At 60.6% G+C, this 13,626-nt stretch carries 9 protein-coding genes; 7 read left to right on the top strand and 2 right to left on the bottom strand.

Translation table 11 applies throughout. The features are described 5' to 3' along the window. Positions 1-12: 12 nt before the first annotated feature. The 7 genes from NKI31_RS11295 to NKI31_RS11265 all read left to right on the top strand — a co-directional run bounded on the left by NKI31_RS11295 (position 13) and on the right by NKI31_RS11265 (position 5,640). Complete coding sequence (locus tag NKI31_RS11295) at positions 13-882, top strand: LysR family transcriptional regulator (RefSeq protein WP_023714617.1); 870 nt, start codon at positions 13-15, stop codon at positions 880-882. Positions 883-1,200: 318 nt separating this feature from the next. Next, complete coding sequence (gene ftsZ, locus NKI31_RS11290; protein WP_023696303.1) at positions 1,201-2,181, top strand: cell division protein FtsZ; 981 nt, start codon at positions 1,201-1,203, stop codon at positions 2,179-2,181. 451 nt (positions 2,182-2,632) lie between these two features. Then, on the top strand, positions 2,633-3,274 hold the full coding sequence (locus tag NKI31_RS11285) for a hypothetical protein (RefSeq protein ID WP_352651506.1): 642 nt from the start codon (positions 2,633-2,635) through the stop codon (positions 3,272-3,274). Positions 3,275-3,457: 183 nt separating this feature from the next. Then, positions 3,458-4,429: an SDR family oxidoreductase gene (locus NKI31_RS11280; RefSeq protein ID WP_023687856.1), complete on the top strand. Its 972-nt coding sequence runs from the start codon at positions 3,458-3,460 to the stop codon at positions 4,427-4,429. Positions 4,430-4,698: 269 nt separating this feature from the next. Further along, complete coding sequence (locus NKI31_RS11275; RefSeq protein ID WP_023668087.1) at positions 4,699-5,016, top strand: hypothetical protein; 318 nt, start codon at positions 4,699-4,701, stop codon at positions 5,014-5,016. A 26-nt stretch (positions 5,017-5,042) separates the two neighbouring features. Further along, a complete protein-coding gene (locus tag NKI31_RS11270; RefSeq protein ID WP_023729484.1) occupies positions 5,043-5,219 on the top strand; it encodes a PCC domain-containing protein in 177 nt (58 codons plus the stop codon). Further along, positions 5,212-5,640, top strand: a complete 429-nt coding sequence (locus tag NKI31_RS11265; protein ID WP_352651505.1) for a GFA family protein — start codon at positions 5,212-5,214, stop codon at positions 5,638-5,640. Before NKI31_RS11270 ends, NKI31_RS11265 begins: the two co-directional genes overlap by 8 nt. 123 nt (positions 5,641-5,763) lie before the next feature. Here the strand turns inward: NKI31_RS11265 and NKI31_RS11260 are convergent, their stop codons facing one another. After that, entirely contained in the window at positions 5,764-7,902 is a 2,139-nt protein-coding gene (locus NKI31_RS11260) for a PAS domain-containing hybrid sensor histidine kinase/response regulator (protein ID WP_352651504.1), read from the bottom strand. Continuing rightward, positions 7,850-13,561: a HAMP domain-containing protein gene (locus NKI31_RS11255; protein WP_031246159.1), complete on the bottom strand. Its 5,712-nt coding sequence runs from the start codon at positions 13,559-13,561 to the stop codon at positions 7,850-7,852. The genes NKI31_RS11260 and NKI31_RS11255 overlap by 53 nt, the downstream gene beginning before the upstream one ends. Between the last annotated feature and the right edge of the window lie 65 nt (positions 13,562-13,626).

Genomic DNA, 13,626 nt, shown 5'->3' with positions numbered 1-13,626 from the left:
CATTTCTGCAAAATGGATATTGGCTGGGACGATCTGAGGTTGTTTCTCGACGTTGCGCGGCTGGGTGGCCTGAGCGCGGCTACGGCAACCACGCGCCTCAGCGCAGCCACACTCGGACGACGCGTCACCGCGCTCGAAAAGCAGATCGGCGAAGCGCTGTTCGTACGGCAGCAGACCGGCTACCGGCTAACCCCGGTCGGTGAAGAACTGCTGCGGCGCGCCGAAGACGTCGAAGCAGCAATGCAGTCGCTGACCCGCTGGCGCGAGGGAAACCTGCCCGACCGCATTGTCCGCGTCTCGGCCGGGCCTTGGACCTCGGCCTTCGTTTCGGCCCATATCGGCGAAATCTGGACGGTCGATGACGGCATCAGGGTGGAACTCGTCACCACCACCGACCGGGTCGACATCGGTCGCCGCGCCGCCGATATCGGCATCCGCAGCGAGCGTCCAACCGAACAGTGGCTGGCCGGCCGCCAGAGCGGCAAGGTCGCGTATGCCATTTATTCCGGATGCCACCTGATCAACGGCATCGCTGCCGGCTTGTTCGTCGGCGTCACCGGCGAAGGAGCAAACGTCGCCTCGGCGCGCTGGCTGCAAGCCCATCACGGCGACCGCATCGCCGTGCGAGGCAACAACACCCATTCGGTGCGAGAACTTGTGGCCGCGGGCGCCGGCCTTTCCGTGTTTCCGTGTTTCGTCGGCGACAGCGATCCGCGGCTGGTTCGCGTCGCTCAGCCTATCCCCGAACTCGAAACCGACCAGTGGATCGTCACCCATCATGAGGAACGCCACTCCCCGCCAGTACGAAAGATTGCCGACCGGATTGCCGCTCTGATGCGGGCCCATCAGCCGTTGTTTCGCGGCAAGATGCCGATCCGCTAAGCGTCAGGCGTCGATCGGCCGCCAGATTCTCAAGGTTCTCGCGCGTGAGGCGGGCGCGTGAAGCTTGAAGGGGTTGGATCCCGGATTGTGGATTTTCGCTGGCCAGAAGCCGAGCGAATTCCGGAACATTGGACTAGACCCATTCAAAAGGTCGGCTCATTCAGGCGTATATGATACAAGTCCCACATCTTGTCTTGCCGCAAAGTTCACCCTCTGATTCCCTGTGCCAAGGCGATAGAACCTGATTCTTGCACCTGGCGTGTTCAAGCGGCGCGTTCCGGGAACTTTTTTATCGATCAATTCCAAGGAGACAAGACGATGAGCACCGCGGCAAGGCCCGTCATCTCGGAAATGCGGCCGAAGATAACCGTCATCGGTGTCGGCGGTGGCGGCGGCAACGCGGTCAACAACATGATTGCCGAAAATCTGCAGGGTGCGGAGTTCATCGTCGCCAACACCGATGCCCAGGCACTGACCATGTCGAAAGCATCGCGGCTGATCCAACTGGGTGCCCATGTCACGGAAGGCCTGGGCGCCGGGTCCCTGCCGGCGATCGGCCGCGCGGCAGCCGAGGAATCGATCGACGAGATCAGGGACCACCTTGCGGGAACCCATATGTGCTTCGTGACCGCCGGCATGGGAGGCGGAACTGGAACCGGTGCCGCGCCCGTCATAGCGAACGCTGCACGGGCAGCCGGCATCCTGACGGTGGCGGTCGTCACCAAGCCGTTCACCTTCGAAGGGAAGCGCCGTATGCAAGCCGCCGAAGAGGGCATCGAGCAGCTTCGCGAATGCGCCGATACCGTGATCGTTATTCCGAACCAGAACCTCTTCAGGATCGCTGACGCAAAGACGACTTTCGCGGACGCCTTCGCCATGGCTGATCGCGTCCTTTATTCCGGCGTCGGCTGCATAACCGATCTCATCGTCAAGGAGGGGCTGATCAATCTCGACTTCGCTGACGTGAAGTCGGTGATGCGCGACATGGGCCGCGCAATGATGGGTACCGGGGAAGCCACGGGCGAGGACCGCGCCAGGAAGGCCGCCGAAGCGGCGATAGCCAACCCGCTTCTCGACGAAGCCTCGATGATCGGCGCCAAGGGCGTCCTGGTCTCGATCTCGGGCGGCATGGACATGACGCTGTTCGAAGTCGATGAGGCCGCCACCCGCATCCGCGAGGAGGTCGACGCCGACGCCGACATCATCGTCGGCGCCATATTCGACCGGGCACTCGCCGGAAAATTCAGGGTCTCAGTCGTCGCGACAGGATTGCGGCAGGGCCTGGAGATACCGCAGTAGGCAGGATCCGGGCTGCTGATTTATGACTCTGGTGGACGTGGTCATGGGCTTCGCCACCGAAAAGTCGGCCCGCAAGCCGCACCATTGAACTTGCCGGTGAATTCGCGTTGCCGGCCTAGAGACCGAATTTGTTTCGAGGCAGCTGCCACGAATGCGCGAACTCGCGTCAGCGCCGCCGCGGAACCGCTCCAACTGCAACCGCGCCGCGAATGCGCTTCGACCACGATCCCCAACAGGAGGCCATACAGATTGACCACGGCAGACATTTCGCCTGCGATATGGCCATCATCTGCTGACCACATGATCGGCCCTTTCTGATCGGTGATGCGGGCTCGCTGGATATGGCACAATAAACCGGCATGGGTCAGGCGTCGGGAGCATCCAGTGGCGGCCAGCCTCGCAAGCACTATATCGAAGAAAAACTCAGGTCGACCCGACAGGAGCATACTCCATGGCTGACACGCCGATACCCGATGCTTCGTTTCTCGCGGCCCTGACGACAGAGCATTTCGTGCAGCAGACAGCGATCAGCACGTCCATAAGTGAAATGGCGTCGCGAACGACCATCTACATTATGTCTCTGTCGAGCGCTCTGGTGGCAACGGGCTTTGTTACGCAGTCCTCCGAGTTCTTCCTGCCGTTTGTCGCGGTTGTGCTGCCATCGGTCTTTTTACTGGGTGCCTTTACCGTCTTGAGGTTGGTCGACATCGCCGCTGAGAACATGCAGGCCCATATCGGCATTGCCCGGATCAGAGCCTACTATCGAACTTTGGGCGACGAGGCTGCCTTCCAGTTTTCCAAGGAATTCGGTCGCTGGCCCGAAAATGACGCCGAACCTTCTCTTCGTACTGGGCCTCTCCTGGCGTACCTGACCACTGCAGCGACTATGATCGCATTCATAAATGCCATCGTCGCTGCGGCCGGCGTTACTCTGCTTGCGTTTCGTGTCGGTGCAGAACTATTGCGCGCGCTGTGTCTTGGTGCCGGAACAGCAATCGGCTTGATGACGATTTTCTATTTATACCAGCGCCTTCGGACGAAAGGCATGGTCCGCATTGCCAAACCCTATGGTTCTGAAAAGAGCGTGCTTTGAGCGGGTAACGAATGTGGTGTTTGTCTGAACGCCACCGGCATGGCAATTCCGGTCTCATTGACGACCAATGCTCCACGCTCTTCGCGGGCTGTTCGCAATGGCGAGCCCTTTCGGGATCGAGATATTTGCGCAAACTTTTTTGCCCGGCATGCGTTGTTCGTTCTCCGAGCACAGGAGAAAGCCATGCAGACTAAGTCGCAGACTTCAGCTGAAGCCGCCAAGCAACGCCATATCCAGCGTGGTATCGACGCCAAAGACGAGACGAAGAGCAATGGCAAAATGCAACAAGCGATGCAAGCCGGCGCCCGCAAATATCCCGAGCCGCCTTTTCCCGAGCAGCATCAACCCAAACCGGGGCATGAATGGGCGATCGAGCCCGCTCCGCTCTACGATGCGCCTTACTACCTCGGATCGAAAAAACTCGACGACAAGGTAGCGCTTATCACGGGTGGTGATTCCGGCATCGGCCGTTCGGTGGCAGTCTTGTTCGCCCGCGAGGGCGCCGACATTGCGATCGTATACTTGAGTGAAGACAGGGACGCCGAAGCGACCAAAAACGCCGTCGAAAAGGAAGGCCGGCGTTGCATACTGATAAAAGCCGATGTCAGTGAACGCGAGCATTGCCGCAACGCCGTGGCGCTGACGGTCGAAAAATTCGGCAGGATCGACGTGCTGGTCAACAACGCCGCTTTCCAAATCCATTCCAGTGACTTCAACGACCTGACCGAGGAACATTTCGACACGACGCTGAAGACCAATCTTTACGGCTATTTTCATATGGCGCAGGAGAGCGTGCCGCACATGGAGCCGGGCTCCGCGATCATCAATACCGGTTCGGTGACCGGCATCGACGGTTCCAAACAACTGGTTGACTATTCGATGACCAAGGGCGGCATTCATGCCTTCACGCGAGCGCTTTCGGGCAATCTGATCGGCAAGGGCATCCGGGTAAACGCGGTCGCGCCAGGTCCGGTGTGGACGCCGCTCAACCCTTCGGACAAGGAAGCCGACGACGTCTCGAAATTCGGCGCGGATACGCCGATGAAACGGCCAGCGCAACCGGAAGAACTTGCCCCGGCTTACGTGTTCCTCGCCTCGTCGCATTGCTCGAGTTACATCACGGGAGAGATCCTGCCGGTGGTCGGTGGCTACTGAGGTCGCGGAACGTATTTCATTGCATTGGGCTACCGAGTAGACGGCACGCGACGACGTCGTCTCCAGGGAGACGCTTGCCGTGCTCGGTCGCTTCAAGAAACGCGTGATCGGTGCCGTGCGCCGCCGCTACACGGCACCCGCCACGGCTCCGGAGCAATAGCGCTCCGCGTTGGTCGAAATCCTCGCCCGCGTTTTCAGTTTTCTGAATTTCCGCTTGGAACTCTCCCGCCGGCATACCGTTCAAACATCATTGAGCCGGGAGAACGACCATGCCACGAGGCGACAAATCGAAATACAGCGACAAACAGGAACGCAAAGCCGACCACATTGCCGAAGGCTATGAGAAGCGCGGTGTTTCCGAGAAGGAATCCGAGCGCCGGGCATGGGCGACCGTCAACAAGGACGATGGCGGCGGCAAGAAAGAAGGCGGCTCGGGTCGTGGTAAACACACCGGACACCCCGCGGCCCACAAGGGTGGGAAAAGCGGCGGCAAGGCATCGGCTTCACGGTCAGCCGCAAGCCGATCGGAATCGGCAAAGAAGGCAGCGGCAACCCGCAAGCGGAATGCCGAGCACCATGCCCATTAACTGCCCCGCAACAGGTTCGGAACGCGATGAAACCCAAGCTCGCTAACCAGGTCAGCGGGCAAAGAATTTTCGTCGTGGTGCTCGACCTCGGCGACGAAGGGTTCGGCGCGCTGACAGCCTTCGCAACCGACCAAAACCTCGGCAGTGCCTCTTTGACTGCGATCGGAGCGTTCGGCGCCGCCTTGATCGATCTTAATGCGTGAGGTTGGCAAGCGCCTGCCCGGTTCCTTGGCCATCCATGGCGGATGTCTCTGTGGCAGGATCCGATTCAGCGCCGGGATCGAACCGAGGGTTCACTACTGCCACTGCGATATGTGCAGACGAGCGACCGGCAGCGCGTTTGCAGTTCTTGCCCGGATGCCCTGCCAAAGCCTGACCTGGAATTCCGGAAAGCCAACATATCGAAGGTCTTCGCCGATTGCGCAAAGAGGCTTCTGCCCAGAATGCGGGTCGCCGCTCAGCCTTTGCTACGACGCGTCGCCAACCGAGATCGCGCTGCACGTCGGTACCTTCGATGATCCGGCTCACCTTGTGCCTCGGTACAACTACGGTTCAGCGCAGCGCCTTGGTTGGGTGTGCTGCGGAATAGACCTACCAGACCGCGACACCGAGGAGCGCTGGTAGCGCCGCCTGTTGCGAATGACCCAGATTGCCGATCAGGAATGCGGCCCTTGTCGCCGTGCCCCGAAGTGCGGTCTCGATCTGCCCGGCCTGCCGACGTGGCCAGACCCCGACAATCCCTAAGCGCTAGCCGGTTTTGATCCTTTGGGGGGCCGCATTCTCTATCGCGAGGAAAATCGCTTCGAACAGATCCTCGTCGCGGAAGGGCTTGCCGAGCAAGGGCACGTCGGCTGGCCGATCGGCAATCTCCCGGGCATCGGCATAGCCCGTGATCATGACCGCTGGCCAGTCCGAGCGCAAATTGCGCGCGAAGCGGATCACGTCGACGCCGGATACGAGCGGCATGGCGAAGTCGGTGATAATGACGTCGAACTCGTCGGGAGTGCGCTCCATCATGGCCAGCGCCTCCGCCCCTCCTCCCGCGCAGGTCACCTCGAAACCACGCTGGCGAAGGGACTCGGCGGTCAATTGCCGCAAAACATGGCTGTCGTCGATCAGGAGGATTGATGGGTGCTCCATCCCGGCATCGGCGAACGCTCGTTCAATGTCGGGTTCCACCACAGGATCGACCGGCTGTTCGGTCGATCGTGGCAGCCAGAGTTGCATGGTAGTTCCGCGATTGACGACGCTTTCTATGCGAAGTGTCCCGCCTGACTGCTTCATGAAGCCGTAAACCGTGCTGAGGCCGAGGCCCGTTCCCTTACCGACCGGCTTGGTGGTGAAGAACGGTTCGACGACCTTGGCGACAAGATCGGGGGGTATGCCGGATCCGGTGTCCTTGACGGCGATCAGCACATAGTCGCCCGGCGGAATATCCTCTGTTAGCGTCCCGATCGATCGATTCTGCGCATGCACGGTTATTGTCCCGCCAGAGGGCATGGCGTCACGCGCGTTGAAAACCAGATTCATCAAGGCCAATTCAAGTTGGCCTGCATCGACATGCACCGGCCAGATCGTGTCATCGATCTGCCAGTCGAAACGGATCAACCCCCCCAGCACAGGCGCCACCAATCCATTCATCGTGTCGCCCAGCGCAGCAAGGCGCACCGCTTCCGGCTTCAGGGTCTGGCGCCGAGAGAATGCCAGCATTCGCGCGACAAGGTCAGCGCCTTGTTTTGCAGAACGCCGCGTCAGGTCGAGTACCTGTTGCGCCTGATCATCCAACGCAGCTCGGCGTTCAAGCAGCCCTAACCCACTGAGAATTGCGGCGAGCAGGTTGTTGAAATCATGCGCCAGGCCGCCGGTTAGCTTGCCGATAGCGTCGATGCGCTGGGATTGAAGCAGCTGATCCTCAAGACCGCGCCGCTCGGTGATGTCAAGCAATGTGCCGATGATTTCCGGTTCACGGCCATCTGAGCCGTCCGACATCACGCCCTGGTCGAGAAAGATGCGATACTCGCCATTGGCGCAATGCCAGCGGAACTCGCACGTATAGGAGCCGGTGGTTTTGGCCGCCAGCAGCGCTTGCTTCAATCGCGGCAGGTCGTCGGGATGAACGCGGCTGAGACCGAACTCCGGATCCGATGTCAGGTATTCAGGCGCAAAGCCGGTCAAGCGCTCGACGCCCTCGGTAACAAAGCGCGCCGCGAAGGGCGGCTCGGCTGCCCGAGCATGAAAGCAGACCGGCAACGAATTCAGGATGGCATCCTGCCGTTGCTCGGCGCTGCGCAGCGCGCGTTCGGCCTGAAGCTTGTCCTTGTGCGCCTGCAACGCCTGCGCCAATAGTCCCTGCTCGACCTCCGCCTTGCGCTGGATCTCGAGCGTCTTCTCGTGGAGTTCGACGAAAACCGCGACTTTCGAACGCAGCATGATCGGATCAAATGGCTTGAACACATAGTCGACCGCGCCGGCATCATAGCCGCGCAGCATATGCGCATCCTCCTTGTTGATGGCGGTCAAGAAGATGATTGGGGTGCGCTTGGATTGCTCGCGCTGGCGGATAAGTGCGGCCGTTTCATACCCGTCCAACCCTGGCATGAGGACATCCAGGAGAATGACGGCGAACTCCTCTTTCAGCAGAAAGCGCAGAGCCTCTTCGCCCGATTGGGCGCAGATGACCTCTCCGATAGTCGCGAGCACTTCGCTGATCGCCAGCAGATTGCGCTCATCGTCGTCCACCGCCAGGATGCGGGCTCTTGCCGGCCCTTCGGCAAGAGCTGCCACCTCAAGTTTCCTTACCCTGTTTCTTGCCAGCTTTTGCATCGAACGGCCGTCAGTTCGCTGCCAGGAGAAGTTTTTCCGGGCTCTCGACACGGGATCGGGCACGCCCGATCCAGACACGAAGCAGCGCCAGCAGGAGATCCAGGTCGACGGGTTTGGCGATGTAGTCGGAAGCCCCGGCATCCAGACATTTTTGCCGATCCCCCTTCATCGCCTTTGCGGTGACGGAAATCAGCGGGATATGAGCAATCGCCGGTGTGCCGCGAATCCGCCGCATCGTCTCGTAGCCGTCCATCTCCGGCATCATGATATCGATCAATGCCACGTCGACATCGGGCGCCTGTTCAAGAAGCGCGATGCCATCACGGCCCCGCTCGGCATGCAGAACCTGTATGTCATAGGTCTCCAGAACACTGGTGAGCGAATAGATATTGCGAATGTCGTCGTCGACGATGAGAACTTTCGCCCCGGCGAGATCGGACTTGCCGTTGTGTTCAGTTCCTGCCCAGGCCTCTTGGCGACCTTCTCCCGGCAGCGTTGCCGAAATATGCAGCGCCAATTGAGCGAAGTTCTCCGCCCGCGGTGCTTCCGCCAAGGCCGGGTTCAACGCCAGTACCTGTTCAAGCGCGTCCGGGTGAGGCGTAAAGAACAGCAGCTGCGGCAAGGCTTCGCCGAAGTGGCCGGTGATCTCGTCCAGCGCCTTTGCGTTGTCCTTGGCGGAGCGTCCAAAGCCGAGCACGACGGCATCATAGGAGGCGAGGCCAACGTCTTCTGCATTTGCCGCAACTCGACCGATCGCGGTGACCGACGTTACGCCGTCGCGGATTGCCTCGACCAGCGCCAGACGCCGCTCCGGGTCAGGGTCCACGACCAGAACGCGGCGCTGAACGCGGAGCTTCTTCGAGTGGATATCCTGAAACACCTTCATCAGCTCGTCCGAGGAAACGGGCTTGGTGGAAATGCTGGACGCCCCCTTGCGTGCGAGACTGTCGATGTCTTCGGCACCCGAGATGACATGGATGGGAATTCCCCTCGTCTTCTGGTCATGCCGCAGCAGATCGAAAAGCACCCAGCCATCGATATCCGAAAGCCCGAGATCAAGCGTGATTGCGTCGGGAACGAGCTTGCGGGCCAATGCCAGCGTGCCGGAACCTGCATTCGACAGAACGCCTTTCAGCCCGGCCGACCGGGCGAGGCCGAGCAGCAACCCGCCAAAGGTCGGGTCGTCCTCGACGATCAACACGATCCGATCGGTGGGTAGGATTGAATCGCGGTCGTCGATCAGCTCTGCCGAGGCCGGACTGCTGAGCAGAGCTGTCGCAGCAACCGCCTCCGCCGCCGGAGCCAGGGTCGACTGTACTGTCGTCACGCGGGGGCCGTCGAACGGGATGATGAGGGTAAATGTCGACCCCTTGCCCGGCGTGCTTTCGACCCGCAATTCGCCGCCAAGCAAGCGAGCGATCTCGCGGCTGATCGAGAGCCCAAGGCCGGTGCCGCCATACTTGCGGCTGGTGGTGCCGTCGGCCTGCTGGAAGGCCTCGAAAATCAGCTTCTGTTTGTCTTCTGGAATGCCAATGCCGGTGTCGGTGACGGCGATCGCGAGAGCCTTCACCGGCTGCGTCGCGCCATTGCGGCGGCCGGCCTTTTCAACCCGGAAGTTCAGGCTGACCTCGCCTTCCGAGGTGAATTTGAATGCGTTGGAAAGCAGGTTGAGGACAATCTGCTGCAAGCGTTTCTCATCTGTGCGGACCGTGTCGGGAAGCGCCGGATCGACCTTGATGGTGAAGCCAAGTCCCTTGTCGGCTGCCAGCTGACGAAAAGTTCGTTCCATATGCTGGCGAAGATGCGTCACCGGCATATCGTTGATGTCGATGGAAACAGTGCCCGACTCGATCTTCGACAGATCGAGGATATCGTTGATGAGGCTGAGAAGATCGGTTCCTGCCGAATTGATGGTGCGGGCGAACTCTACCTGTTTTTCGTTGAGGTTGCCGTGCTGGTTGGTCGCCAGCAGGTTTGACAAAATGAGCAGCGAATTGAGCGGCGTGCGCAGTTCGTGGCTCATATTGGCCAGGAATTCGGATTTGTATTTCGACGTGAGCGCCAGTTGCTCGGCTTTTTCCTCCAGCGCGCGTCGCGCCATCTCGATTTCGAGATTCTTGTTTTCGACCTGCTTCTTTTCGTTCTCGAGCAGCTGCGCCTTTTCCTGCAGCTCCTCGTTTGTCGCATGCAGCTCTTCCTGCTTTTTTGTCAGCTCGGTTTGACGCGCTTGCAATTCCGACGTCAGCAGTTGCGACTGCTTGAGCAGGCCCTCCGTGCGCATCGTCGCAGCGATGGTGTTGAGAACGATGCCGACGGATTCCATGAGCTGGTTGAGGAACGACTGGTGTGTGTCACGAAACTCGCCGAACGAGGCGAGCTCGATGACGGCTTTGACTTCATCCTCGAACAGGGCAGGCAGGATGATGACATTGGCTGGCGAGGCGCTGCCAAGACCAGATGTGACCCGAAGGAATTCTGGCGGCACATTGTCCAGCATGATGGCGCGCTTGTCGGCGGCACTTTGCCCAACCAGGCCCTCTCGCAGATCAAGCCGCTGCTTGATGGCAGCCTTGCTCTCGGCGCCATAGGAAGCCGCCAGCTCAAGATAGGATTCCTCCTCGTCGCGATTGGTGACGTAGAACACCCCATACTGGGCGTTCACCAGAGGAGCGAGTTCGGACATGATGAGCCGCGAGACGGTGGCAAGGTCGCGCTCGCCTTGCAGCATGCGCGAAAACCGGGCGAGATTGGTCTTCAACCAGTCCTGCTCGGCATTCTTCAGCGTCTGATCCTTCAGATTGCGGATCATTTCGTTGATGTTGTCTTTCAGCGCGGCGACCTCGCCGGAGGCTTCGACGCTGATCGAACGGGTAAGATCGCCCTTGGTCACCGCCGTCGAAACCTCGGCGATGGCACGCACCTGGGTGGTCAGATTGGCAGCGAGTTGATTGACATTGTCGGTCAGGTCGCGCCAGAGGCCGGCGGCACCTGGCACACGCGCCTGACCACCGAGCTTACCCTCGATGCCCACCTCACGGGCGACGTTGGTCACCTGGTCGGCAAAGGTGGCAAGCGTCTCGATCATGCCGTTGATGGTGTCGGCCAGCAGGGCGATCTCTCCCTTCGCGTCGACCGTCAGTTTGCGCCTGAGATTGCCTTGCGCGACCGCCGTCACGACATCGGCGATGCCGCGCACCTGATTGGTCAAGTTCGTCGCCATCAGGTTGACGTTGTCGGTCAGGTCCTTCCAGGTACCGGCAACACCTTCGACGCGCGCCTGGCCACCAAGCTTGCCCTCGGTGCCAACCTCACGCGCGACTCGGGTGACCTCGCCGGCGAAGGAGTTCAACTGGTCCACCATGGTGTTGATGGTCGACTTGAGCTCCAGGATTTCGCCCTTCACATCGACGGTGATCTTCTTCGACAGGTCGCCGCGCGCCACGGCGGTCGTGACTTCGGCGATGTTGCGCACCTGGCCGGTCAGATTCTCGGCCATCGAGTTCACATTGTCTGTGAGATCCTTCCACGTGCCGGCAACGCCGCGCACCTGCGCCTGGCCTCCCAACTTGCCTTCCGTGCCGACCTCGCGTGCCACGCGCGTGACTTCCGAAGCGAAGGAATTAAGCTGGTCCACCATTGTGTTGATGGTGTCCTTCAGCTCCAGGATCTCGCCGCGGACATCGACGGTGATCTTCTTCGAAAGGTCCCCGAGCGCCACGGCGGTGGTTACCTCGGCGATGTTGCGCACCTGGCCGGTCAGGTTGGCCGCCATGGCGTTGACGTTTTCGGTCAGATCCTTCCACGTGCCGCCGATGCCGCGCACCTGGGCCTGGCCGCCGAGCTTGCCATCGGAGCCGACCTCGCGCGCCACACGTGTCACTTCCGAAGCGAAGGAATTGAGCTGGTCGACCATCGTGTTGATGACGTCCTTGATCTGCAAGATCTCGCCCAGCGCGTCGACGGTGATCTTCTGGGTCAAGTCGCCGGTCGCTATGGCCGTTGCCACCTTCGACACGTCACGCAACTGCACCGTCAAATTGCCGGCCATGGCGTTGACGTTGTCGGTCAGATCCTTCCAGGTGCCACCGACGCCTTCGACATGCGCCTGGCCACCAAGCTTGCCTTCCGATCCCACTTCGCGGGCCACACGCGTGACCTCAGAGGCGAAGGAGTTCAGTTGGTCGACCATCGTGTTGACGGTGTCCTTGAGCTCCAGGATCTCGCCTTTGACGTCGACGGTGATCTTCTTCGACAGGTCGCCGCGCGCCACGGCGGTGGTGACTTCTGCGATGTTTCGAACCTGGCCAGTCAGGTTGGCGGCCATGAGATTGACGTTGTCGGTCAAATCCTTCCATGTGCCGCCGACGCCCCTCACCTCTGCCTGGCCGCCCAGCTTGCCTTCGGTGCCGACCTCGCGTGCCACGCGCGTCACTTCCGAGGCAAAGGAGTTCAGTTGGTCGACCATCGTGTTGATGGTGTCCTTGAGTTCCAGGATTTCGCCTTGCACGGCGACCGTGATCTTCTTGGACAGATCGCCCGACGCGACCGCCGTGGTCACCTCGGCGATATTGCGCACCTGACCGGTCAGGTTCTCGGCCATCGAGTTGACGTTGTCGGTGAGGTCCTTCCAGGTGCCGGCGACGCCGCGCACCTGCGCCTGGCCGCCAAGCTTGCCTTCGGTGCCAACCTCGCGTGCCACGCGCGTGACCTCGCCCGCGAATGAATTCAGCTGGTCCACCATCGTGTTTATCGTGGATTTCAGCTCGAGAATCTCGCCCTTCACGTCGACCGTAATCTTCTTCGACAGGTCGCCCAAAGCCACCGCGGTCGTCACTTCGGCGATGTTGCGCACCTGGCCAGTCAGGTTCTCGGCCATGGAATTCACATTGTCGGTCAGATCCTTCCACGTGCCACCAACACCCTCAACGCGCGCCTGGCCGCCAAGCTTGCCTTCAGTGCCGACCTCGCGCGCCACGCGCGTCACTTCCGAAGCGAAGGAATTGAGCTGGTCCACCATCGTGTTGATGGTGTTCTTCAGTTCTAGGATTTCGCCCTTGACATCGACTGTGATCTTCTTCGACAGGTCGCCCGACGCGACCGCGGTCGTAACCTCCGCGATGTTGCGCACTTGCCCGGTCAGGTTCGTGGCCATCGCGTTGACGTTGTCGGTCAGATCTTTCCACGTGCCGGCGACGCCCTTGACCCGGGCCTGGCCGCCGAGCTTGCCTTCCGTACCGACCTCGCGCGCCACGCGCGTCACCTCGGAGGCGAAGGAGGCCAACTGGCCGACCATGGTGTTGACGATCTTGCCGATGCGCAGGAATTCGCCGCGCAGCGGTCGGCCATCAATTTCGACCATCATGGTCTGCGACAGGTCGCCCTTGGCGACGGCGCCGATAACGCGCGCAACCTCAGCCGTTGGCTGAACCATGTCTTCTATGAGATCATTGACTGAACGGACACTGGATTCCCAACTGCCGGTGGCATTGCGAACCCGGCCGCGCTCGCCTATCCGCCCTTCCTTGCCGACGACCCGGCTCAAGCGCTCGAACTCGCGCGTCACTTGGTCGTTGAGGTCAGCGATCTCATTGAAAGTCTCAGCTATCTCGGAATCGAGGCCTTCATAAACATTGTCGATGCGGACGGAGAAATCGCCGCGCCGGAAGGCTTTCAGAGAATTCAGGATGCTTCGACGGTCCAATTGCTTCTTGGATGCCTGCACGGTCACAGCGCCACTCCCAGCCCTATGGATTTATACGGATAAAGTTGCCCCCGCGGCTAATGGTG

The sequence above is a fragment of the Mesorhizobium sp. M0659 genome (assembly GCF_040320605.1).
In the GTDB taxonomy this organism is placed as follows: domain Bacteria; phylum Pseudomonadota; class Alphaproteobacteria; order Rhizobiales; family Rhizobiaceae; genus Mesorhizobium.
The sequence above is the reverse complement of the archived record's forward strand: the minus strand, read 5'-3'. Positions and strand labels throughout refer to the sequence as shown.